The 24,088-nt window shown below is 72.9% G+C and carries 15 protein-coding genes and 1 rRNA gene; 11 read left to right on the plus strand and 5 right to left on the minus strand.

Annotation, left to right across the window (positions count from 1 at the left end; all coding sequences use genetic code 11):
• The first annotated feature begins 294 nt into the window (after positions 1 to 294).
• Positions 295 to 411 (plus strand): 5S ribosomal RNA (gene rrf / locus AB0637_RS04875).
• Positions 412 to 493: 82 nt separating this feature from the next.
• On the opposite strand, the gene AB0637_RS04880 is transcribed toward rrf, so the two are convergent.
• Both AB0637_RS04880 and AB0637_RS04885 read right to left on the minus strand, forming a co-directional pair.
• Positions 494 to 3,517: an AAA domain-containing protein gene (locus tag AB0637_RS04880; protein WP_366170049.1), complete on the minus strand. Its 3,024-nt coding sequence runs from the start codon at positions 3,515 to 3,517 to the stop codon at positions 494 to 496.
• 33 nt (positions 3,518 to 3,550) lie between these two features.
• A complete protein-coding gene (locus tag AB0637_RS04885; RefSeq protein ID WP_366170050.1) occupies positions 3,551 to 4,513 on the minus strand; it encodes a PfkB family carbohydrate kinase in 963 nt (320 codons plus the stop codon).
• A 116-nt stretch (positions 4,514 to 4,629) separates the two neighbouring features.
• Between AB0637_RS04885 and AB0637_RS04890 the strand changes: the two genes are divergently transcribed.
• Genes AB0637_RS04890 through AB0637_RS04905 form a run of 4 tightly spaced genes read left to right on the plus strand, consistent with a single transcriptional unit; the run spans position 4,630 to position 12,997 of the window.
• Positions 4,630 to 5,991 (plus strand): 6-phospho-beta-glucosidase, encoded by a 1,362-nt coding sequence (locus AB0637_RS04890; protein ID WP_366170051.1) that lies wholly within the window; start codon positions 4,630 to 4,632, stop codon positions 5,989 to 5,991.
• Positions 5,992 to 6,039: 48 nt separating this feature from the next.
• On the plus strand, positions 6,040 to 9,126 hold the full coding sequence (locus AB0637_RS04895; RefSeq protein ID WP_366170052.1) for a glycoside hydrolase family 38 C-terminal domain-containing protein: 3,087 nt from the start codon (positions 6,040 to 6,042) through the stop codon (positions 9,124 to 9,126).
• Positions 9,123 to 11,996, plus strand: a complete 2,874-nt coding sequence (locus AB0637_RS04900; protein ID WP_366170053.1) for a glycoside hydrolase family 2 TIM barrel-domain containing protein — start codon at positions 9,123 to 9,125, stop codon at positions 11,994 to 11,996. Before AB0637_RS04895 ends, AB0637_RS04900 begins: the two co-directional genes overlap by 4 nt.
• Complete coding sequence (locus AB0637_RS04905) at positions 11,993 to 12,997, plus strand: alkaline phosphatase family protein (protein WP_366170054.1); 1,005 nt, start codon at positions 11,993 to 11,995, stop codon at positions 12,995 to 12,997. The genes AB0637_RS04900 and AB0637_RS04905 overlap by 4 nt, the downstream gene beginning before the upstream one ends.
• Positions 12,998 to 13,102: 105 nt before the next feature.
• On the opposite strand, the gene AB0637_RS04910 is transcribed toward AB0637_RS04905, so the two are convergent.
• Positions 13,103 to 13,873 (minus strand): DeoR/GlpR family DNA-binding transcription regulator, encoded by a 771-nt coding sequence (locus tag AB0637_RS04910; RefSeq protein ID WP_366170055.1) that lies wholly within the window; start codon positions 13,871 to 13,873, stop codon positions 13,103 to 13,105.
• A gap of 122 nt (positions 13,874 to 13,995) precedes the next feature.
• On the opposite strand from AB0637_RS04910, the gene AB0637_RS04915 reads away from it, so the two are divergent.
• The 6 genes from AB0637_RS04915 to AB0637_RS04940 all read left to right on the plus strand — a co-directional run bounded on the left by AB0637_RS04915 (position 13,996) and on the right by AB0637_RS04940 (position 20,341).
• A complete protein-coding gene (locus AB0637_RS04915; RefSeq protein ID WP_366170056.1) occupies positions 13,996 to 15,279 on the plus strand; it encodes an extracellular solute-binding protein in 1,284 nt (427 codons plus the stop codon).
• A gap of 65 nt (positions 15,280 to 15,344) precedes the next feature.
• Positions 15,345 to 16,250: a sugar ABC transporter permease gene (locus tag AB0637_RS04920; protein ID WP_366170057.1), complete on the plus strand. Its 906-nt coding sequence runs from the start codon at positions 15,345 to 15,347 to the stop codon at positions 16,248 to 16,250.
• A gap of 5 nt (positions 16,251 to 16,255) precedes the next feature.
• Complete coding sequence (locus AB0637_RS04925) at positions 16,256 to 17,146, plus strand: carbohydrate ABC transporter permease (protein WP_366170058.1); 891 nt, start codon at positions 16,256 to 16,258, stop codon at positions 17,144 to 17,146.
• Positions 17,146 to 18,297, plus strand: a complete 1,152-nt coding sequence (locus AB0637_RS04930) for a GNAT family N-acetyltransferase (protein WP_366170059.1) — start codon at positions 17,146 to 17,148, stop codon at positions 18,295 to 18,297. Before AB0637_RS04925 ends, AB0637_RS04930 begins: the two co-directional genes overlap by 1 nt.
• Positions 18,298 to 18,323: 26 nt before the next feature.
• On the plus strand, positions 18,324 to 19,397 hold the full coding sequence (locus AB0637_RS04935) for a Gfo/Idh/MocA family oxidoreductase (protein ID WP_366170060.1): 1,074 nt from the start codon (positions 18,324 to 18,326) through the stop codon (positions 19,395 to 19,397).
• Positions 19,394 to 20,341, plus strand: a complete 948-nt coding sequence (locus tag AB0637_RS04940) for a TIM barrel protein (RefSeq protein ID WP_366170061.1) — start codon at positions 19,394 to 19,396, stop codon at positions 20,339 to 20,341. Before AB0637_RS04935 ends, AB0637_RS04940 begins: the two co-directional genes overlap by 4 nt.
• Before the next feature lie 40 nt (positions 20,342 to 20,381).
• On the opposite strand, the gene AB0637_RS04945 is transcribed toward AB0637_RS04940, so the two are convergent.
• Both AB0637_RS04945 and AB0637_RS04950 read right to left on the minus strand, forming a co-directional pair.
• Positions 20,382 to 22,163, minus strand: a complete 1,782-nt coding sequence (locus tag AB0637_RS04945) for an ABC transporter ATP-binding protein (protein WP_366170062.1) — start codon at positions 22,161 to 22,163, stop codon at positions 20,382 to 20,384.
• A complete protein-coding gene (locus tag AB0637_RS04950) occupies positions 22,160 to 24,001 on the minus strand; it encodes an ABC transporter ATP-binding protein (protein ID WP_366170063.1) in 1,842 nt (613 codons plus the stop codon). Before AB0637_RS04950 ends, AB0637_RS04945 begins: the two co-directional genes overlap by 4 nt.
• Positions 24,002 to 24,088 lie beyond the last annotated feature (87 nt).

A 24,088-nucleotide genomic window follows, 5' to 3' on the forward strand; every position in this document is an offset into this window, starting at 1 on the left:
ACGGGGTTGATAGGCCGGGTGTGGAAGCAACGACTAGCGAGTTGTGGAGCTGACCGGTACTAATAGGCCGATCACTTGTCTACTACGCACCAGCTTCCATCACGTGAGTGGTGGCGTTGGGTGTGTGCGATGAGTGCACGAGCATGAAATGAATCAGACCTCGGTTGAGGTCGATCTTCGATGACACTGCTGTAGTGTTTCGCGTCCATTGTGTGGTTCTCGGGAGAGAACCTGCGCAATCTTGTGCTGCTTCGGTGGCGGGGGGTTGTGTGTGGTGGATCCTGGCCTTTGTGGTCCGGTGGTCATAGCGGTGGGGAAACGCCCGGTCTCATTCCGAACCCGGAAGCTAAGCCCACCAGCGCCGATGGTACTGCTCGGGAGACTGGGTGGGAGAGTAGGTCACCGCCGGCCACTCACTCTTTTGCAGTGAGAATGTGGTTGAGGGGAGTGGCACCGCTACGGCGGTGCTGCTCCCCTCTTCTGCGTTCCCGGGTCACTCGGTGGTGCGCGGAAGGTTCCGGGCGAGGTCGGCGGCGCAGCCGACGTCGTGCCACTGCCGCCAGTCCCCGACGACGATCAACCGGTCCCGGGCGCGGGTCACCGCGACGTTCAGCAGGTTCGGCGTTCCCGCCACCCACTGCCGCGATCCGACGGAATGCCCGCCGAGGACGATGATGACCACCGCACGCTCCTGCCCCTGGAACGTGTGGACGGTCCCGAGCTCCACGGTGGCGTGGGCCGAGACCACGTCCCTGAGGCCGGCCACCACGTCACGGAACGGACTGATGACGGCCACCGACACCGCGGTGTCCTCGGCGTCCAACGACCCGAGAACCTGGGCGACGACGTCGGCGTCGGCGGGGGAGAAGTGCCTCCCGGGCGGGTGGGGCACGTCGATCCACCGGCTGTCGCCCACCGCTTCGACACCTTCCGCGGGACCCGTGACGCGTCCGGAGACCATCTCGCCGTCGTAGGCCATCTCGTTCGCGATGGTGAACATCGGGTCGAGACAGCGGTTGTGCACGAGGAGGGGTGATCCCACCCAACCACCGGGACGTGCTGTCCCGCAGCGGGACACCGCGTCGGCGGACCGCTGCACCGAACTTCGGGTGGGGGACAGCTCCGGGGGAGCGTCGTGGTGGGCGAGGAGCCGTTTGACGAGGACGTCGGGCAGGGCGACCACCGGCTCGAGCTGCTGGGGGTCACCGACGACGAGCGCCCGACGGCAACGGTGGAGACCCCCCACGGCCTGGGCCGGCGTCGCCTGCCCCGCTTCGTCGACGACGAGCCACCCGAGGGCGCCAGCCTCGACACCGGAGAACAGGCGGGCCATCGAGGCGAAGGTCGTCGACACCATCGGGACGAGCAGGAAGAAGGACCGCCACACGTCGGTGGCGAGCCGGTTCGCCTCGGGTTGCCGCACCTCCCCGGATTGCAGGTGCATCCAGGCCCGGAGGTTCGTCGCCACCTGCTGACCCGCCCGACGGGCGAACTGCTCGTGCACGGCCATCGCGGCGCCGAACACCTCGCACTGCAGGGCGTGCAGCTCAGCATCGACCCATGCTTGCCCCTTCTCCTGGTCGGCGCGGGTCCGGGACCACCACGCCTCGTCGACCGCGGCGGGTCCCAGCGCGGCGGCTGCCTCCCGCGTCCGACGCTCCGCCTCGTCGCGGGCGGTCCCGGCGTCGAGGAACGCCGCCTCGAGCCGGACGTGGGCCACGTGGGCTTCGGACACCACCTCGGCGAGGGACCGCAGCCGCTCTTCGGCTGCGGTGGAGTCGGTCACCGCTCGCTGGAACGCGGCCTCGGCCTCCCGCGCCGCGGCGGTCTTCCCCACGCGGGCCCAGAAGCCCGGGCGCGCGGCGCGCAGACGGACGACGGCGTCCGCGGCGAGGCGGGCGCGCTCCTCGGCGGCGGGGATCTCGCGGCGAGCGGCCGCGGCGGACGCCGTCGCGGCGGTGATCCCGTCACGGGCCGCCTCCCACCGCGCCGTCGCGGCGTCGGCACCAGCGCGGGCGACGAGCGCCGCGTCGCGGCCGCACGCCACGCCGACGAGGTGGGCCTCGACCGCCTCGAGAGCGGTGGTGAACCGTCGTCGCGCCGCCTGCCAGTCCTCGAGCGAGCCGCCCTGGCGGAGCGCTCCGAGAAGGTGGTCGCCGGGGTCGTCGGCCTTGAGGTACCGCCCGACGACGGTGCCGAAGCGGTGGCCAAGGCTGCGCCGTCCCAGCGTCGCCGCGGCGAGTCCCCAGGCGGGGGCGTCGTCCGTGAGCAGGCCGGGCCGCCCGCGGCCGGAGGACGGGTCCGGGGCGGTGGCGTCGCGGAAGTACGACACCTGCTCCCGCCACCCCTCCGCGATCTCCCCGAGGCCGGGAACCTCCTGGCTGACGTTCGCGACGGCCGCGTTGTTGGAGGAGGCGACGACGACCTCGAACCCGGTGAGCCGCTCGTCGACGCGGTGGAACCGGCGGGTGCCACCCTGGGTCAGCGGAAGCGTCTGTGCCGCACCGAAGGCCGAGCGCGGATCGTCGAACCCGACCATCACGCGGGCGCGGTCGGAGACCACGGCGGCGTAGAACTCCCGCAGCAACGTCGTCTTGCCCGTCCCCGGCGGACCGTTCACCGCGCACACCGGGGCCTCGCTCGTCAGGACGGCCTGGACGGCCACCTGCTGCGACAGCCGGGGCATGTTCTCGCCGGGCCAGGTGGACCGGGGGAGCGACAGGGGGTCCAGGAGCCGCTCACGGGCGTCGCGGCGCAGGACGTCGACCGCACCGGGCGGGGTCGCGCCGGGCCGACCGGTGAGGAACGTGGCGGCGGCCGGGGACGTCGGGTGGTTCGCGACGTGGAGGAGGTCGGCACGGTAGAAGCCGCGCGGCGGCGGGGAGGCCGCCTGGTCCTCCGGCACCCAGCGCGCGTCGAACCGCACGTGGCCGGTGCCGTCGTCGACGACGCCGAGGACGGCGCGGACGTGGTCGGCCGGTCGCCGGTCCTCGTCGTGCAGGACCTCGGTGAAGGCCTCCACCAGCGCCTGCTCGCGACGTTCCACGTGGCGGAGCGCGTCGGCGGTCCCACCCGGCGTCGTGCGCACCGCGGCCGTGAAGTCCACGAGCGGGTGGTACTGCAGGGATCCCTCGACGGGGACGCCGACCGCGTCGACGAGGAATTCCGCGCGGTACGTCAGGGGACCGTCGGTGCGAGCGGGGCGCACGGACTCCGTCAGGCGCAGGTCGTCGGCGAAGGCGGCGAGGAGGTCGTCCTCGACCTGCCGTCGCGGGACGCACCCCACGAGCACCGAGCACACGAGCACCTCGCCGGCGCGAGGTGCCTGCGGGGGCCGGGGCGGCCAGATCCCGTCGAGGATCTCCGTCCGCAGCCGTCCGGAGGCCCGGTACCGCGAGTCCTTCGGCACCTCGGGCGTCTCGAACCGGTCGAGGTCGGCCCAGGCCAGGAGCGCTCGTCGCGCGGCGTCGTCCACCCGTCGCAGAGCGGGCGTCGAGGTGGCCGCGGAAGGGATCACCCGACGACCATGGCAGACACCCCCGACAGGACGTCAGCCCTGCAGGTGCTCCAGCACCCGCCCCCAGTCGCCGGCGGGCAGGCTGTCGTGCTCCCGGTGCCAGGCGATCGCCGCGGCGAGCTCGGCGCGGGTCGGCACCCCCGCGGACCCGCCGAGCCGCTGCACCGACAGCGACGCCGCCAGCACCGCGAAGCCCACCGACGTCGCCAAGGACCACCCGGCGGTCCGGCCGCCGCAGAACGCCGCGACGAAGCAGTCGCCGGCCCCGGTCGGGTCGACCGCGTCCACGCGGGGGGCGGCGACCTCGCAGCGTTCCCCGGTCGCCGCGTCGACGGCGATCGCGCCGGCGGACCCGCGCGTCACCACGACGAGACTCGTGCGCGCGGCGAGGGCGTCGAGCGCGGCGGAGGCGTCCGTCGTGCGGGTGTACGCGAGGGCCTCGTCCTCGTTGGGCACGAACGCGTCGAGCTCGGCGAGCCGGTCGAGCACAGCGGTGTCCCACTGCTCGGTCTCGTCCCAGCCGACCCCGCCGACGACGAGCGTCCCGGCCGCGCGCACCTCGGCGACCCAGGCGGGGATCCCCTCGGCGATCCCGACGTGGCAGGCGCCGACCGAGGGCAGGGGAACGGGCAGTGCGTCGGGCAACCACGTCGCGCGCTCCTCGTACGTGACGAAGCTGCGGTCGGCGGCGTTCGTCAGCGCGACGGTCACCGCGGTGTGGGCGTCGGGGAGCTCGGCGAGCCAGCGCAGGTCGAGGCGGTCCTCGGCGGCCAGTTCGGAGCGGACGGCCGCGCCGAACATGTCCGACCCGGTCGCCCCGACGAGCGCGGTGCGGAACCCGAGCCGGGCGCCGGCGACGGCGCGGGTGGCCGTCCCGCCGGCCGTCACCGTGAACCCGTCGGCGAACACCTCGGCCCCGATCGTGGGGGCGGCGACGCCGGACATCACGAGGTCGCAGAACACGCGCCCGCCGAAGACGAGGTCGAGGTCGGACACGGGCGGGCTCCTCGCGGACGGGTGATCGATCGTGCAGGCGATTGCGCAACAGACTAGTCAAGGATGCGCGTTCGGTCATAGTCTGCGTGCGTGAACGAGCAGCGAGGGGTGGGCGCGTGAAGCTGGCGATCCTCGGGGGTGGCGGTTTCCGCACCCCCTTCGTGTGGCAGGCGCTGTTGCGCGACCAGGGCGACCCGCGGATCACGACGGTGACCCTCCAGGACGCCGACGAGTCGCGCCTGGCGGGGATGCGCTCCGTGCTCGACCAGCTCGCCGAGGGGTTCACCGACCCGCCGCGGCTGGAGACGACGACGGACCTCGACGTCGCGCTCGAGGGCAGCGACTTCGTGTTCTCCGCCGTCCGCATCGGCGGTCTCGCCGGTCGCTGCGCCGACGAACGCGTGGCCCTCGACCTCGGCGTCCTCGGCCAGGAGACGACCGGCCCCGGCGGCCTGGCGTACGCGCTGCGCACCGTGCCGTTCATGGTCGACGTCGCCGAGCGCGTGAAGCGCCTGGCCCCGTCCGCGTACGTCCTGAACTTCACCAACCCCGCGGGCATCATCACCGAGGCCATGCAGGGCGTGCTGGGGGACAAGGTCCTCGGCATCTGCGACACCCCCTCCGGCCTCGGCCGTCGCGTGGCGATGCTCCTCGGCTACGACCCCGACCACGCGCGCCTGGACTACGTCGGCCTGAACCACCTCGGCTGGCTGCGCCGCGTCGAGGTCCACGGCCGCGACGTCCTGCCCGACCTCCTCGGCGACGACGGGCTGCTCGCGCACCTGGAGGAGCAGCACGTCTTCGGCGCCCCCTGGCTCAAGACGCTCGGCGCGATCCCCAACGAGTACCTCTACTACTGGTACCGCAACGTCGAGGCCGTCGCCCGCATCCGCGAGTCCTCCCTCACCCGCGGGGAGTTCCTGCTCAAGACGCAGGGCGACTTCTTCGACCAGCTGCCCCGCGCCGGTTCCCGCGCCGCGCAGCTGTGGCGCGACACGGTCCTGGACCGCAGCGCCAGCTACATGGCCGAGGCCAAGGGCGGCGAGCAGGGTGCGCCGGAGAACCCCGAGCCGCCGGAGACCGACCCCTCGCAGCAGGGCTACGCCGGGGTGGCGCTCGCCGTCATGGCCGCCATCAGCCGCAACGAGCCGTCGACCGCGATCCTCAACGTCCGCAACGGCGCGACGATCGCCGGGCTGCCGGCCGACGCCGTCGTCGAGGTCCCCGTGGCCGTCGACGGGTCCGGGGTCCGCCCGTTCGCGACGGCTGCGCCCGACCTGCACCAGCTCGGGCTCATGCAGCAGGTGAAGGCCGTCGAGCGGCACGTCATCAACGCCGCCCTGCACGGCGACGAGTCCGAGGCGCTCATGGCCTTCGCGACGCACCCCCTCGTGCGCTCGGTCGACATCGCCGAGAAGCTGCTCGCCGGGTACGTCGACCGGATCCCCGAGGTCGCCGCCGTCTTCGGCCGGTCCTGACCCACCAGCTCGCCCCCCGACCGCAGAACCCCTCAACGAGGAGCCCCCGTGCACGACGACCGTTCCCTGGTCGAGGGCCGCGTCCAGCGCGTCCTGAACCACCGCATCCGCCCGGCGGTCCACCCGCAGCGCGTCCCCATGACGCTCTCGGCGTGGCTCGTCCCGGACGAACCCGTGCCCGCGCGCGACGCCGTCGCCGCGCTGGAGGCCGGGGAGTTCGGCGAGTTCTCGATCGGCACGACGTGGGGTCGGCCGTGGTCGACGACGTGGGTCCGCGCGCAGGCGCAGGTCCCGGCCGAGTGGGCGGGCAAGCGCGTCGAGGCGCAGTTCGACCTGGGGTTCATCGGTGACTGGCCGGGCAACCAGGCCGAGGCACTCGTGCACTCCCTCGACGGGGTCCCGATCAAGGGTGTGGCCCCGGACAACAAGATCGTCCCCGTCGTCCGCGACGCGCAGGGCGGCGAGACGGTCGACTGGCTGCTGGAGATGGCGGCCAACCCCGACATCATGGCCGACGACATGCGGCCGACCCCGCTGGGCGACAAGTCCACCGCGGGCGAGAAGCACCTGTACACCATGAAGGTCGCCGACCTCGTCGTCCTCGACGAGGAGGTGTGGATGCTCGCGGTGGACGTCGAGTGCCTCGACGACCTCATGCGGCACCTGCCGGAGAAGGAACCCCGCCGGTACGAGATCGCCCGTGCGCTCGACCGCGCCATGGACGCTCTCGACCTCGACGACATCTCCGGCACCGCGACCGCCGCGCGCGCCGAACTCGCGAGGGTCCTCGCGGCGCCGGCCGTCGGCAGCGCGCACACGCTGTCCTCCGTCGGACACGCCCACATCGACTCGGCGTGGCTGTGGCCCCTGCGCGAGACGCAGCGCAAGACCTCCCGCACGTTCGCCAACGTCACGGCGCTCGCGGACGAGTACCCCGAGTTCGTCTTCGCCTGCTCCCAGGCCCAGCAGTACGCCTGGGTCAAGGAGCGCTCCCCCGAGGTCTACGCCCGGATGCAGGCCGCCGCGAAGGCCGGCCAGTGGGTGCCCGTCGGCGGCATGTGGGTCGAGGCCGACGGCAACCTGCCCGGCGGTGAGGCCCTCGTCCGGCAGTTCGTCACCGGCAAGGCGTTCTTCCGCGACGAGTTCGACGTCGACTGCAAGGGCGTCTGGCTGCCCGACTCCTTCGGCTACTCGGGTGCCTACCCGCAGATCGCGCGCCTCGCGGGCATGGACTGGTTCCTCACGCAGAAGATCTCGTGGAACCAGACGAACAAGTTCCCGCACCACACCTTCCGCTGGGAGGGCATCGACGGGACGCAGATCTTCACGCACTTCCCGCCCGTCGACACCTACAATGCGATCTTCTCCGCCGAGGAGCTCACGCACGCCGTGGAGAACTACTCCGAGAAGGGGCGCGGCACCCGTTCGCTCGCCCCGTTCGGCCACGGTGACGGCGGTGGCGGCCCCACCCGCGAGATGCTCGAACGCGCCCGCCGGTTCGCCGACCTCGAGGGCTCGCCCAAGGTGAAGGTGCAGGACCCGAACCAGTTCTTCGCCGACGCCCGCGCCGAGTACCCCGCCCCGCCCGTGTGGGCCGGGGAGCTGTACCTCGAACTGCACCGCGCGACGTACACGAGCCAGGCGCGGACCAAGGCCGGCAACCGCCGCAGCGAGCACCTGCTGCGCGAGGCCGAGTTGTGGGCGACGACCGCGGCGCTCAACGTCCCGTCGTACTCCTACCCGCACGCCGAGCTCGACCGGCTGTGGAAGATCGTGCTGCTGCACCAGTTCCACGACATCCTCCCCGGCTCCTCGATCGCGTGGGTGCACCGCGAGGCCGAGCAGACGTACGGCCAGGTCCGTGCCGACCTCGAGGCGCTCGTCACCGAGGCCGTCCACGCGCTCGGCAGCGGGTCGCGCGTCCTGCTCAACACCGCCCCACACGACCGCACCGAGGTCGTCGACGGCCGGCTCGTCCACGTGCCCGCCTCCGGGGCGGCCGTCCTCGCGGACGCCGCGCAGGAGGGCACCACGCCGGTGGTCGTCACGCGCACCGACGGCGGACTCGTCCTGGCCAACGGCGTCCTCACCGTCGTCGTCGACGGCGACGGGCTGCTGTCCTCCGTCGTCGACGAGGTGAACGACCGCGAGGTCCTCGCCCCCGGGACGCGCGGGAACCTGCTGCAGCTGCACAGCGACTTCCCGAACTACTGGGACGCCTGGGACGTCGACCTGCACTACAAGAACCGCGTCGTCGACCTCGTCGCGGCCGACGAGGTCACGGTCGTCGAGGAGGGTCCGCTGCGGGCCCGCGTGCGCGTCGTCCGCACGGTGCGCAACTCGCGCATCGAGCAGGAGTACGTCCTCGCCGCGGGGTCGGACCGGATCGACGTCCACACGCAGATCGACTGGCACGAGCAGGAGAAGTTCCTCAAGGCGGCGTTCCCGCTCGACCTGCACGCCGCGGTGAGCTCCTCGGAGATCCAGTTCGGCCACGTGCAGCGCTCGACCCACACGAACACCAGCTGGGACCACGCCCGCTTCGAGACGGCGATGCACCGCTGGGTGCACGTCGCCGAACCCGGCTACGGCGTGGCGGTCGCCAACGACTCCACCTACGGCCACGACACGACCCGCGCGGCCCGCGAGGACGGCGGCTCGACGACGACCGTCCGCCTGTCGCTCGTCCGCGGTCCGAAGATGCCGGACCCGCAGGCCGACCAGGGCCGGCACGTCCTGTCGTACTCCCTCGTGCCGGGGGCGCGGATCGCCGACGCCGTCCGCACGGGCTACGACGTGAACCTCCCGCTGCGCGAGGTCGACGGCCCGGCCGAGCTCCCTCAGGCGCCGGTGACCGTGACCGGTGACGGGTCGACGCTGGAAGCCGTGAAGCTCGCCCAGGACGGCTCGGGCGACGTCGTCGTCCGCATCTACGAGGCGTGGGGTTCGCGCGCGAAGGGTGTCCTGCGGACGTCGTTCCCGATCGCCGAGGCCACCGTCGTCGACCTCCTCGAGGACCCGGCGCAGGACGGGTCCGCGGCCGCCCGCGGGGTCGCCTCGCTGCTCGAGGACGGCAGCGTCGGTTTCGCGCTGCGGCCCTTCGAGGTCCTCAGCCTCCGGCTGGCCCGCGCGTGAGGGAGTGGCTCGAGCCCGAGCACGTCGGGCGCCGCCGCGAACCGCTCGGCACGGTCCGGCGGGCCGTCCCGGACGACGGGTTCACCTGCGTCGACCTCGACGGCGACTGGGAGTTCCAGCTCCGGCCGCACCCCGAGGCCGCGGAGCTGAGCACCTGGCTCACCGCGTCCGTCCCCGGGTGCTGGACGACCGAACCCTCGCTGTGGGGGGAGGTCGCCGACCCGCCCTGGTACACGAACGACCAGATGCCGTGGCCGGACCTGCCGCCGACCCCGCCCACCGCGCACAACCCGACCGGTGTGTACCGCCGGGACGTCACCGTCCCGGCGGACTGGGCCGGCCAGCGCGTGCTCCTGCACGTCGGTGCGGCCGAGTCGACGCTGCTGGTCCGCGTCGACGGTGAGCCCGTCGGCTCCAGCACGGACTCCCACCTCGCGGCCGAGTTCGACGTCACCGCCTGGGCCGCACCCGGCTCGACGGTGCAGGTCGAGCTGACGGTCGTGAAGTGGTCCGCGTCCACGTTCGTCGAGGACCAGGACCAGTGGTGGCACGGCGGGATCACCCGTTCCGTCCGCCTCTTCACGCGACCGTCGCTGCACCTGTCCGACGTCCGGACCGTCGCCGCCGCCGACGGAACCCTCGCCGTCGACGTCCGCGTGGGCTGCGACCTCGGGGAGGGAGCCCGCCGCGGCTACCTGCCCGACGGCTGGCGCGTCGCCGTGAGCCTCGGCGAGACCGCCCTGACCTTCGACGCCGCGGCGCACGCCCGCGACCTCGACGACGAGCGCCTCTCCCTCTACCGGGGTCGCGCCCGGTTCCGCGGCGAGTTCCCCGGCATCGCGACCTGGACGGCGGAGACGCCCGTCCTGCACGACCTCACGGTCGAACTGCGCGACGCCGAGGGGACCCTCGTGGACTCCGAGGTCCAGCGCGTCGGTTTCCGCACCGTCGCCGTCGTCGGTCCCGACCTGCTCGTCAACGGCCGGCGCATCTTCGTCCGCGGGATGAACCGGCACGACCGCGACCCCCTCACGGGTCGCGTGGTGACGACGGCGCAGGTCCGCGAGGAGCTGCTGACCCTCAAGCGGTTCGGGTTCAACGCCGTCCGCACCTCGCACTACCCGAACGACCCGACGTTCTACGACCTCACCGACGAGCTCGGGTTCTACGTCGTCGACGAGGCGAACATCGAGTCGCACGCGTGGGCGCACGAGATCTGCGACGACCCGGCCTACCTGCCCGCGTTCACGCAGCGCGTGGCGCGGATGGTCCGGCGCGACCGCAACCACCCGAGCGTCATCGTCTGGTCGCTGGGCAACGAGAGCGACTACGGCGCCAACCACGACGCCGTCGCGGCGTGGATCCGCCGCGACGACCCGACCCGGCCCGTGCAGTACGAGGGCGCGATCAAGGACGACTGGTCCGCGGGGTTCGCCTCCAGCGACATCGTCTGCCCCATGTACGCGCACCTGGAGCAGATGGTCGAGCACGTGACGCAGCGCCCGCCGCTGCGGCCGGTCATCCAGTGCGAGTACTCCCACGCCATGGGGAACTCCAACGGTTCGCTGTCGGACTACTGGGCGGCCATCGAGTCGCTGCCGGGTCTGCAGGGCGGGTTCATCTGGGAGTTCGCCGACCACGGCATCCTGCAGCGCGAGGACGACCGGCTGCCCGCCGGCCGCGCCGGAGCGGGGCAGTTCGCCGACGGCGTCCCCGCGCCGGGCTACCGCTGGGCGCACGGCGGCGACTTCGGGGACACCCCGAACGACGGCGCGTTCTGCCTCGACGGGGTCGTGCTTCCCGACGGCACGCCGAAACCCGTCATGTACGAACACCGCGAACTCTCCTCCCCCGTGCGGTTGACGTACGCCGACGGCGCCCTGCGCCTGCGCAACGCGTACGACTTCTCGGGCTTGGGGCACCTGCGCGGGCAGTGGGTCCTCGAGGCCAGCGACGGGACGTCGTCCTCCGTGCCGGCGCAGCTGCCCGACCTGGGGCCCGGCTGCACCGCGACCGTCGACATCCCCAGGGAACTCGCCGAGGCCGGGGCCGGTGAACGGTGGCTGCAGCTCGTCGTGACCCAGGCAGAGGGCACGGCGTGGAACCCCGCGGGCGCCGAGGTCAGCCGCCCGTGCGTCCGGTTGCCCGACCGGGACCGGACCCCGGCCGGGGAGGCCGCGCCCGTGGCGGTCGACGTCACCGGAGCCGTGGAGTTCCCGGGCCTGGCCCGGCCCGAGCTCACGCTGTGGCGGGAGCCGACGGACAACGACGACATCGCCGGTGACGGCGGGCGGTGGGTGGCCGCGGGTCTGCGCGACGCGCAGCCGGCCGTCGTGGTGGTCGACGGGTCGAGCGTCACGTCCGTCCTCAAGACCACCGCGGGCGAGGTCCGGCACGTCCAGCGCTTCACGCGCGGCGAGGACGGGCTGCGCGTCGAGGACACCGTCGAGCTGCCCGAGGGTCTCGAGGACGTCCCGCGCGTCGGGGTCCGCATCCCGCTCGCGGGCCGCGCCACCGGCGCCCGCTGGTTCGGCACCGGGCCGTGGGAGACCTACCCGGACCGCTGCACCGCGCCCGTCGGCTGGCACGAACTGCCCGTCGCCGACCTCGCCGTCCCGTACGTGCGGCCGCAGGAGAACGGGGCGCGGACCCACGTCCGCGAGCTCGCCGTCACGACGACGGCGGGGGTCCTGCGGTTCTCCTTCGACCAGCCGGTCACCGTCACCGTCCACCCCGACGCCGTCGTCGTGGACGTCGCGCACCGGGGTCTGGGGACGGCGTCCTGCGGCCCCAACGCGCTGCCGCCGTACCGGGTCGCGACCGGGACGCACCGGTGGTCGTGGTCCGTGCAGTCCTCGGAGCTCGCGTGAAGCTGCTGCTCGTCGGGCTGGACGGGGTCCGTCTGGACCTCGCCCTGCCCGACGTCGTGGCTCAGGACCCCGCGTTCGCGGTCCCCGACCACCCGGCGGACCCGAAGTTCGGGGCCGCTCCCCGGCAGACGCCGGTGGTGGAGGGCACGACCGAGCGGGTCGCCCCGACGCTGACCCGGCTCGCGGCCGGCGGCCGGGTCGTCCCGGTGTGGATGACGCCGCCCACCGACTCCGGTCCGGGGTGGTCGTCGCTGCTCACGGGCACGACGCACGAGCAGAACAACGTCTGGTGGAACGAGTTCGTCGGCCACCGGCTCGCGCGCTGCCCCGACCTGCTCTCGCAGGTGTTCGCCGCGGACCCCCGGGCGCGGACGTTCGCGGCCTGCACGTGGCCGGCGCTCGTCGACCCCAGCGGCCCCGGCCCGGTCGTCCACAGCCGTCCCGACCAGCAGGTCGGCGGTCAGCACCAGGTGTTCGGCGCCACCGACTTCAGCGACGGGTGCCGGTCCGCCGACCGGCAGGTGCGCACCCGGGCGTCGTGGGTGCTCAACCACGAGGGTCCCGATGCGGCGTTCGTCCACCTCGAAGGGCCGGACGAGGCCGCGCACCGGCACGGCTCGGCCGGGCCGGAGTACCTCGAGGCGCTCGCGACCGCCGACGAGCACGTGCGGTACCTCGTCAAGGCCGTCGCCGAGCGGTGCGAGCAGCTCGGGGAGGACTGGCTCATCGCGGTCACGACCGACCACGGCCACAAGCCGGAGGGTGGGCACGGGGAGGACGAGGTCGTCGTGCGGCGTTCGTTCCTGCTGCTGCACCGCATCGGCGGACCGTTGCCGCAGGAGCTGCTCGACCTCGGGACGCTGCGCAGCCACGAGGTCGCGCCGGCGCTGCTGGCCGCCGTCGGGGTGCGCCCGGGCTCCTACGCCGCCGACCACTCCGTCGGGGAGCTGCGGGACGTCCCCTCGGTCGGCCCCACGCGGGACCTGCGCTTCGAGTGGTGAGCCCTTCCGCCCCCCTGTCCGTGGGCGGAAGGCGTGCTCTCGGCCCGGAACGGGCTCCTCGAAGGGCGGAAAGAGTGTTTTCCGCGCGGCGTCAGGGGGTGGGGGTCAGGAGGAGGACGAGGTGTGGACGAGTTCGACGGCCACGCCGGCGTGCTGCAGGGTCGAGCGCGTCTCCTCGTCCGGGTGCACGTCCGTGACGAGGTGCCGGTAGGCGCTGACGTCGCACACCGTCGCCGTCCCGCTGCCGGGGAACTTCGAGGCGTCGGCGAGCAGGACGACCTCGTCGGCGGCGGCGATCATGGCGCGCTTGACGGGGACCTCGTCGGTCACCGTGTCGACGGAGTGGCCGCTGCGGCGGATGCCGCTCGTCCCCAGCAGCAGCAGGTCGGCGCGCAGCTGGCGCAGGCTCTCCTCCGTCAGGTAGCCCACGAGGGAACGGTGGGCCGGCCGCACCTGGCCGCCCAGCAGCACGAGGTCGACGACGGGGTCCTCGCACAGCTCGGCGTAGACGGCGAGGTTGCGCGTGACGACCGTGATGGGGCGTCCGTGCAGGTACCGGGCGACCCGGCCGACCGTCGTCCCGATGTCCAGGAGCACCGACTGGCCGTCCTTGACCCGGGCGGCCGCCGCACGGGCGATCGCCTCCTTGGGTTCTGCCTGCCGGTCGACGAGGTCGGCGTAGACGTCGTCGCGCACGTCGACGGGGCGGGCGCCGCCGTGGACGCGTTTGAGCAGACCCGCGTCGTCGAGCTTGACCAGGTCGCGCCGGATCGTGGCCTCGGACAGCCCCAGGCGCTCGACCAGCTCGGCGACCGCCACGGGCCCCTTCAGGCGGACGACCTCGACGATGGCCTCGCGCCGCTCCTTTGCTTGCACGATCGACAGAATACCTTGCGCGTTCGCGCATCTGGCAAGTAGCGTTCGCGCAACAAGCCCAGCGCTGGCTGCCGAGGATGACTGAACGGTCACGGCGCCCGGATGTCGAGAAAGGTCTCGCCATGAACCTGTCCCGTCGCAACCTCCTCCTTGGTTCGGGGCTGGCTGCCCTGGGAGCCGGGGCACTGTCCGCCTGCTCCACGAGCGCCGGCGGATCCGGAGGCAGCGGAGGCGGCTCCTCGAGCGGCCTCGCCCTCTGGTACTGGAACGGCGGTCTCAGCGACAAGGTCGTCGAGGCGTCCAAGACGCAGTTCCCCAAGGACGACATCAAGCCCAACAAGGTCGGCGGCGACTTCAAGCAGAAGCTGCAGACCACCCTCACCGGCGGGTCCTTCATCCCGCAGATCACCGGCGTCAAGGGCGAGGACATGCCCTTCTTCCGCTCCGTGGCGGACAAGTTCACCGACCTCAACGAGTTCGGCGCCAAGGACATCGCGGCGACGCAGCTGGCCTGGAAGTGGGCCGAGGCGCAGACCTCGGACGGCAAGCAGCTCGGTTTCCCGATCGACATCGGCCCGACCGCCACGTTCTACCGCGCCGACATCCTCGAGCAGGCCGGGCTGACGTCCGACCCGACGGCCGTCGCCGCGGCGACCACCACCTGGGACGACTACTACGCCTTCGGCCAGGAACTGCACGGCAAGGTCCCGGCCAGCTTCCCGGTCCCCTCGCTCGCGACGGTCTTCCAGATCATCGTCGGCCAGCTGAGCAACCGCTTCGTCTCGAAGGACAACACCTTCACCGGCGGCAGCGACGAGATGAAGCAGGCCTGGGACACCACGGTCAAGGCGCAGGCGCTCGGCATCAACGCCAACGCCGGGCAGAACCTCGGCCCCGCCCTCGCGGCCGGCACCATCGCCATGGACCTCGGCGCCGCCTGGCACGCCCTCGACATCTCCGACGCCGCGCCGGAGACCAAGGGCAAGTGGCGCATCGCGAACAACCCGGTCAAGCCCACGAACTTCGGTGGGTCCTTCCTGACGATCCCGTCGGCGACCAAGGACAAGCAGGCCGCCTTCGACGTCATCAAGTGGATCCTGAGCACCGACAACCAGGGTCAGGCCTTCACGGACGCGACGATCTTCCCGGCCGACCCCGCGGCCTGGAAGCTGCCCGCCCTCACCGGTGGCGACGAGTTCTTCGGTGGCCAGAAGACCATCGACATCTTCGGCCCCGCCGGCGAGAAGGTCCCCGAGCAGTACGTCGCGGCGTCCGACTCCGCCGTGTCCGCCGCGTTCTACAACGAGCTGACGAACGTCGAGGCCAACGGCAAGAACCCCGACCAGGCCTGGACCGACGCCGTCGCCGCCGCGAAGGACATCGCCTCGCGCCAGGGCGTGAAGTGAGCTCGGCCAGCCTCGACCGAGGGTTCCGGCGCAGCAGGTCGCGACCCCCGGGTCAGAAGCCGGCCGTGACCGGAGCCAGGAGGAACCCCCTGCGGTTCTGGCCGCAGTACATGGCCGTCAGTCCCTTCTTCCTGCTCTTCGCGGCGTTCGGGCTGTTCCCCCTGGTGTTCTCGGCGTGGCTGGCCTTCCACCGGTGGGACGGGATCAGCCCGGTCACGTTCGCCGGGTTCGACCAGTTCCGGTTCCTGCTGGCGGACGCGACGTTCCGCAAGGCCGTCGTCAACACCATCATCATCTGGATCATGGCCACCGTGCCCATGCTCTTCATGTCGCTGGGCCTGGCGTCGATGCTGAACTCGGTCAAGCGGTTCAAGACCTTCTACCAGGTGGTCCTGTTCCTGCCGAGCGTCACCTCGATCGTCGCGGTCGTCATCTTCTTCAAGGCGATCTTCGACAACCAGGTCGGCGTCGTGAACCAGGTGCTCGAGGCGGTCGGCCTGTCGGGCGTCCAGTGGCTCAACGGCTACTGGACCATCAAGATCGTCCTGGCCGTCATCATGACCTGGCAGTGGGTCGGCTACAACGCCATCATCTACTACGCCGGTCTGCAGGCGATCTCCGGTGAGGTCTACGAGGCGGCCAAGATCGACGGCGCCGGCGTCCTGCGCACCTTCTGGTCCATCACCGTCCCGCTGCTGCGCCCCGTCATCATCTTCACCGTCGTCGTCTCGACGATCGGTGGGATGCAGACCTTCGCCGAACCGCAGGTCCTCTTCGGGTCGAACGCCTCGATCAACCCGAACAGCGGTGGCCCCGGTCAGGCCGGTCTCACGATGGTCCTGTACTTCTACCAACAGGCCTTCAACAACAACAACTACGGCTACGGCGCCGCCATCGCCTACGGCGTGTTCGCCATCGTCGCCGTGTTCACCCTCATCAACTGGCGGATCACCGCCCGTGCGGAGAAGTGACCGACATGGCTGCTGAGAACACGGCGACGCTCGCCCGCAAGGGGTCCTCCCGGCCGGCCCAGGCCCTCAACGGCAAGGGGGTGCGCAGCGCGTCCCGGTGGGCGCACCTGCCGCTGGTGCTCGCCACCCTCCTGCTCCTCTTCCCGTTCTACTGGACCGTGGTCATGGCCACGAACACGAACGCGGACTACTACGCGACCCCGCCCAAGGTCGTCCCGGGCACGCACCTGCTGGAGAACATCGGCTCGGTGCTGACGAGCATCAACTTCTTCGGCTCGATGGCCAACACGGCCATCGTGGCCGTCTCGGTGACGGTGCTCGTCCTGTTCTTCGACTCCCTCGCGGCGTTCGCCTTCGCCAAGTACGAGTTCCCGGGCAAGAAGTTCCTCTTCGGCCTCATGCTGGCGTTCTTCATGGTCCCGGCCCAGCTGTCGACCGTCCCGCAGTTCATCACCATGATCAACCTGGGGTGGGTCGGCACCCTGCAGGCGCTCATCGTGCCCGCGGCCGCGAACGCCTTCGGCATCTTCTGGATGCGCCAGTACATCTCGACGTCGATCCCGGACGAGATCCTGGACGCCGCCGTCATGGACGGGTGCGGGTTCTTCCGCCAGTACTTCCTCGTCGTGCTCCCGGTCATCCGGCCGGGTCTGGCGTTCCTGGGGATCTACACGTTCGTCCAGGCGTGGAACGACTACGTCTGGCCGCTCATCGTCCTCATCAACCCGGACATGCTGACCCTGCAGGTGGCGCTGTCGCAGCTGAACGTCAGCCGCGGCACGGACTACGCCGTCGTCATGGCGGGTGCGGTGCTGGCGATCATCCCGCTCGTCGCGGTCTTCCTGGTCTTCTCCAAGCAGTTCGTCGCCGACTCGGTCAAGGGCGCGGTCCGCTGATGGCGCGGACCGTCGTGCGGGCCGCGCGCCCGGAGGAACGCCCGGCGGCCGAGGCCCTCGTGGGGGCCGCGTTCTCCGCCGAACCCCCGGCGCCACGGCCCGCCGACGGTTCCGAAGACTGGTCCGACCACCTCCCCAGGGTCGCGGTGGACGAGGAGTCCGAGCGGGTCCTGGCCACCTCCGTCGTGCGGTTGTGCGGGCAGTGGTGGGGCGGTCGCCGCGTCCCGGCGGCCGCCCTGGCCGGGGTGGCGGTCGACGCCACCGCCCGCGGTCACGGCGTCGGGCGCGCGCTCGTCGCCGACACCTTCGCTGCGGCCCGGGAGGCCGGGGCGCTCGTCGTCGCCCTCATCCCCTCCACCCACGCCTTCTACCGCAAGGCCGGCTGCGGGATCGCCGGCCGCCGCTCGGTCTACGCGGTCGGCACCCACGACCTGCGCGACCTGCCGCGCGACCGGTCGCTGAGCTACCGCGCGGCGACGCCGCAGGACGCACCGCGCGTCGCCGAGCTCGTCGCCGCCCACGCCACCCGCACGAACGGCGTCCTCGACCACGACCGGGGCACCGGGTCCGCGGTCCAGTACGTCGCGGAACGCGACGGTGCCGTCGTCGGCTGGTGCGCCCTCGGGCGTCGCCCGGTCCGCCCGGGGCACGGCGGGAACTACGCCGTCACCGTGCTCGACCTCGTCGGCGCCGACCCCGCAGCGGAGTTCGGGTTGTGGCGCGACCTCGCCGCCGACGAACCCAGCGCCCGCGAGGTCCACACCCTCGTCCGGCCCGGTGGACTGCTCGAGCAGCACCTGCCCCGGCAGACCGACGTGGTCGAGGACTCCACCTGGATGCTCGGGCTCCTCGACGTCCCCGCAGCGCTCGCGGCGCGCGGGTACCCGCACGGCGTGGCGGGTCGGGTCGTCCTCGACGTCACCGGGCACGGTGTCCTGACGCTCGACGTCGCGGCCGGCGTCGCCCGCGTCACGGACGGCGGCACCCCGACCGTGCAGCTCGGCCCGGCCGACCTCGCGTCCCTCTACGCCGGTCACCTCGACCCCGTCACCGCCCGCCACACCGGTGCGCTGCACGGCGAGGACGACGCCGTCGGCCTGCTGCGCACGTTCTTCGCCGGACCGCCCGCGGTCCTCGACCGTCCCTTCTGAACCACGTCCACGAAGAGAGAACACCCGTGACCCTGCGCTGGGGAGTCCTCGGACTCGGCACCATCAGCCGCGCGATCCACCTGCCGCTCATCGCCCGGTTGCCCGGGCACGAGCTCGCGGCCGTCGCCGACCTCGACCCCGAGCGGTGCGCCGAACTGGCCACCGCGTACGGCGCCCGGGCGCTCACCCCGGAGGAGCTGTTCGCCGCCGACGACGTCGACGCCGTCCTCGTCGCGACGCCGGGCCGGCACGCCGCGCACGCCGTCACCGCCCTGCGGGCCGGCAAGCACGTCCTGGCGGAGAAGCCGTTCGCGCTGTCGGCCGAGGAGGTCCGCGAGGCCATCGCCGTGGCGCGCCACACGGGGCTGCACCTGCAGGTCGGCTACATGAAGGTGCACGACCGGTCCGTCGAGGTCGTCCAGGAGGCGTTGGCCGGTCTCGGCGAGGTCCGCCTCGTCCAGATCAGCGTTCGGCACCCCGTCGACGCCCCGCAGGTCGAGCACCTGCGGATGCTGCCGCCGGGGCCGCTGCCCGCCGCGGCCGTCCCGCTCGTGGCCGCCGACGACGCCGCGGAGAACCTCGCCCTCGACGCCTCCGTCGGCGCCGACACGGCCCCGCAGCTGCGCCGGCTGTTCCGCTCGGTCCTGTGCGGATCCGTCGTCCACGAGCTGTCGCTGCTGCGCGGTCTGGGGTTCGGGTCGCCGGACGTCGACCACGTCGACCTCCTCGCGTGGGACGGCCTGGCGCCGCCGACCGTCTTCGCCACGGGCCGCCTCGCGGGCCACGCCCGGTTCGTCCTGGACTGGGCGTGGACCCCGGACCGGCCCGACTACACCGAGACCGTGCGGATCACCACGACGGCCGGTGAGGTCGTCGTCGACGTCGCCCCGCCGTACCGCCTCGACGCGACGAGCCAGGTCACCGTCACGGGCCCGACCGGGACGCACCGTCCGCCCGCCGGGGCCGACGGCGCGTTCCAGCGCCAGCTCGAGGCCTTCGCCTCCGCCGTCGGCGGCTCCGCGCCCCACCCGGACTCGGCGCCCGAAGGTGCCCTGCACGACCTCGCCGTCCTGCAGCGCATCGTGGAGCTGGCCCGGTGACCGGCCCGGGCACGGGGCACTGGATCGCCGGTGCCCCGGTGAGCTTCGGCGTGTGGGGTCCGCACGCGGGCGCCCCCGACGGGGACGGCGACGCCATCCTCGGAACGCTGGCCTCCCAGGGGTACACCGGCAGCGAACTCGGCGACACCGGGTTCCTCGGCGACCCCGGCCAGACCGCGACCGTGTTCGCCGCGCACGGTCTGGCGCCGGCCGGCGTGTACGTCGGTCTCCCGCTGGCGCAGGGGGAGTGGAGTGCGCAGGGCCGCGCGGGTTTCGAACTGACGTGCCGCACGCTGCGCGCCGTCGTCGACCGCCACGCCCTCGGCACCGCGTCGTCCGGTGCGCCGGCGGCGCGGATCGTCCTCGCCGACGACGGCGCCCCGGGCCTGGCCGCGCCCCGGGACCCGGCCGACGAGTCCTCGGGGCTGGACGCCGCGGCCTGGGCGAAGGCCGTCGACCTGCTGGCCGAGGCCGTCGCCGTCGCGGCCGACCACGGGCTCGCGACGACGTACCACCCGCACCTCGGCACGTACGTGGAGTCGACGTGGGAGGTCGACCGCCTCCTCGCCACGACGCCGCTGACCGTCACCCTCGACACCGGTCACGCCCTGCTCGCCGGGACCGACCCCGTCGAGGCCGCCGTCCGCTGGGCGGACCGGATCGACCACGTCCACGTCAAGGACGTGCGGCTCGCCCCCCTGCAGGAGGCGCGGCAGGCCGGGCCCGCGTCGTTGCGGGACTGGTGGGCCGCGGCGAACGTGCCGCTCGGACGGGGGGACGTCGACCTCGCCGGTGTGGTGGACGCGTTGCGCCGCACCGGGTACGCGGGGTGGCTCGTCGTGGAGCAGGACGCCGCCCCGCACGGCGGGCCCCAGCTGGCGCAGTTCGCGGCCGACCAGGAGCACAACCTCCGGGTGCTGCGCGGGTTGCTCGGCGACGACTGAGAACCGAGCAGGACCGACCTCGCACGGCCTCGTTCGGACCTCAGTCGTTCTGGGCGGTCCAGGCGGCGTGCAAACGCGAGTAGGGCCCGCCCGCGTGGGCGAGTTCCGTCGCAGGCCCCACCTCGACGACGTGACCGGAGTCCACGACGACGACCGTGTCGGCGGCCTCGGCCGTCGACAGCCGGTGGGCGATGGCCACCGAGGTGCGTCCGCTGAGGACTCCTTCGAGCGCCCGCTGCAGGCGGACCTCCGTCGCCGGGTCCACCGACGACGTCGCCTCGTCCAGGACGAGCAGGTCCGGGTCCGCGAGGTGGGCGCGGGCGAGGGCCACGAGCTGGCGTTCCCCGGCGGAGAGCCGTTCCCCGCGCTGACCCACCGGCGTGGCCAGCTCCTCGGGCAACCCCTCCAGCCACGCCGTCAGCCCGAGGTCGGCGAACGCCTCCCGGACGTCGGCGTCGGTCGCGCCCGGGCGGCCGCGGCGGACGTTGTCGCCGACGGTCGTGTCGAAGAGGAAACCCTCCTGCGGGACGGCGACCACGCGGCGGTGGAGTTCGGCCGACGGCAGGTCGCGCGCGTCGACCCCGGACAGGAGCACGCGGCCCTCGACCGGGTCGACGAGGCGCGTGATGAGCCGCGACAGCGTCGTCTTCCCCGACCCCGTCTCCCCGACGACCGCCGTGCGTGAACCGGCGGGGAAGTGCAGCGTCACCCCGGACAGCACGACCGAGACCGACCCCGGGTAGGAGTACGCGACGTCCTGGACGCGGACGTCGACCGGGCCGTGGGGCAGGGCGCGGGGTTCGCGGGGTTCGGGCACCGCCACGGGGGTGTCGATGAGGTCGACGACGCGGCGCCACCCGGCGAGGGCGTTCTGCAGTTCGTTGAGGACCTCGGTCGCGGCCTGCACCGGCCCGACCCACAACTGCGCCAGGAACAGGAACGCCAGCAGCTTGCCGAGGGTGATGTCCCCGTCGAGACCGAGCAGGGTCCCGACGACGATGACGAGCGCCACGACCAACCCGGAGACGAACACCCCGGAGGAGAACGTCACGGCCGTCGCGGTCTGCGCCTTCACGGCCTGCTTGCGGTGCGCCTCGATGGCGCCGTCGATCCGCTGCCAGGAGCGTTCGGACGCGGCGTGCGCACGGATGACGTCCGCCCCCACGACGGTCTCGGACACCGCGGCGAGCAGGTCGCCCATGCGCACGCGGACGGCCTTGTAGGCGCGGGTCACCGGGCGCTGCAACCGTTGCCGCGCCAGCACGAGCGGGACGAAGCACCCGAGGACGACGAGGGCGAGCTGCCAGGAGTAGGCGAACATCAGCGCCGTCGCGAGCAGGACCTGCCCCGCCGAGAGCACCAGGACGAGCATCCCGGTCTGCAGGAACGTCGAGATCGTGTCGACGTCGCTCGTCACGCGGCTGACGAGGGAACCCCGGCGCTCGCCGCTCTGGGTGAGGACGGCGAGGTCGTGCACGTGCCGGAACGCGCGCACCCGCAGGCTCGCCAGGCCCGCCTCGGTGGCACGGAACAACCGGACGTTGACGATCCAGGCCGTGCCCGCCGTCACGAGGACGACCAGCGCGGCGACCGAGCACAGCAGGACGATCCGCCCGACGTCGGGGCCGCCGTCGGCCTGCACCCCGGTGTCGATCGTCTGCTGGACGGCGACGGGGACGGCGAGCTTGCCGAGCGTCGTCGCGGCCGCGATGGCGAGCGTGACGCCGATGCCCTCGGCGAACTCGGGGGTGAGTTCCCGGGCGCGGGCGACGACACCGCGCTCGACCGTGCTGGTCTGGACGCTGCTGGTCTGGACGCTCACGCGACCCCCTCCTCGGCGGCGCGTTCGGCGGTGGCCCGGTCCGCGGCGGCGCGGGCGTAGGCGGTGACGAGGTCGCGGTACCCCGCGTCGCGGGCGGCGACCTCGGCGGCCGGTCCCCGGTCGACGACGCGGCCGTGGTCGAGGTGGACGACCTCGTCGGCGAGGGCGATGGTGGCGGGCCGGTAGGCGACGACCACGACGGTCGTCCCGCTGCCGGACTCCTCCAGGCCGTCGAGGACGGCGCGTTCGACGGCCGGGTCCAGCGCGCTCGTCGCGTCGTCGAGGACGAGCAGCCGGGGTCGGCGGACGAGTGCGCGGGCCAGCGCGAGGCGCTGCCGCTGACCGCCCGACAGCGTGGATCCCCGTTCGCCGACGAGTTCGTCGAGGCCGTGGGGGAGCGCGGCGACGAAACCGTCGGCGCGGGCCAGGCGCAGCGCGTGCCACACCTCGTCGTCGGACACCTCCAGGCCGAGGGCGACGTTGCCGCGGATCGAGTCGTCGAAGACGAACGTCGACTGCGGGACGAGCGCGGCGGCCCCGGCGACCTGTCCCTCGGCGAGGCGGCGGACGTCGACGCCGTCGAGGAGCACGTCACCGGAGGTCGGGTCGACGAGGCGGACGAGCAGGCCGGCGAGCGTCGACTTGCCCGACCCCGTGCCCCCGACGACGGCGACGGTCGTGCCCGCGGTGACGTCGAGGGTGACGTCGGTCAGCACGGGCGCGGGTTCGGGGTGGGTCACCCCGGGGTCGGCCAGCGGGTCCGGCGCGGGGGCGGGGTGCCGGTAGGACAGGCCCGTGGTCGTGACGGTGAGCGGGCCGCCGGCCGGGGCGGGGTGCGTGCCCCACTCCGTGCGGGCCTCCTCCTGCAGCACGTCCTGCACGCGGGTGTTCCCGGCGACCGTGCGGGGCAGGTCGCCCAGCAACCACCCGAAGGAGCGGACCGGGAACGCCAGCAGGCTCAGCAGGTAGGCGACCTGCACGAGGTCGCCGACGTCGGTGGCGCCGGAAGCCACCCGCGCCGACCCGACGACGAGCACGAGCAGCGTGCCGAGGGAGGGCAGGGCCTCGATGACCGGGTCGAAGGCGCCGCGCGTGCGGCCGGCGGCGACGTTGGCGTCGCGCAGGCGTTCGGCGTCGGCGCGGAACCGGGTGACCTCCTCTTCGGCCAGGCCGAGGGTCTTGACGACGAGCGCGCCCTCGAAGCTCTCGTGGGCCGTCGCGGACACCTCGCCGCGCAACCGCTGCACGGCGACGACGAGGGGGGACATGCGGCGCTGGTAGACGATGTTCGAGGCGAGCAGCGCGGGCACGACGAGCAACCCGACGGCGGCCAGGACCGGGTCCGCGGCGACCATCGCGATCCCGGCGAACAGGATGAGCACGGCGGTGCCGAGCGCGAACGGCAGGACCATCGTCGCCTGCCAGGTCGCCTCGACGTCGGAACTCGCCGTGGCCAGCAACCGGCCCGCGGGGTGGGCGTGGTGCCACGTGAGCGGCAGGTCCAGGTACCGGCGGGCCAGCAGACGGCGGTACCGCGCCTGGAGCGCGAACGTGAACGCGCCGCCGAAGATCCGACGCAGCAGCACACCGCCGACGAGCACGACGGTGACGGCCATGAGCGTCGCGCCGGCGAGCCACACGTCGCGGACCCCGACCGACCCCGACCCCGTGACGGCGGGGACGACGACGTCGCTCGTCACCCGGCCGACGAGGAAACCCGAGGCCGCGTTGCCGACGCCGTAGATCACCGAGCCGATGATCGCGATGCGGAAGGGGCGGGGCTCTTCGCGGACTCCGCGGGCCAGTGTTCGCACGCCGTCGAGGAACGTTCCACTCACTGCCTGAGCCTTTCACAGGGAAAGCGCTTCCGCCCCGTGGTGGTGTCCCCGGGACGCCACGCGGAGGGCGGGAAAAGATCTAGACAT

It is taken from the genome of Kineococcus sp. NPDC059986, assembly GCF_040702905.1.
Classification (GTDB): Bacteria; Actinomycetota; Actinomycetes; order Actinomycetales; family Kineococcaceae; genus Kineococcus.

Coding starts and splice junctions, on each gene's coding strand:
- AB0637_RS04915 (WP_366170056.1), top strand. CDS start 13,996: ATGAACCTGTCCCGTCGCAACCTCCTCCTTGGTTCGGGGCTGGCTGCC.
- AB0637_RS04925 (WP_366170058.1), top strand. CDS start 16,256: ATGGCTGCTGAGAACACGGCGACGCTCGCCCGCAAGGGGTCCTCCCGG.
- AB0637_RS04930 (WP_366170059.1), top strand. CDS start 17,146: ATGGCGCGGACCGTCGTGCGGGCCGCGCGCCCGGAGGAACGCCCGGCG.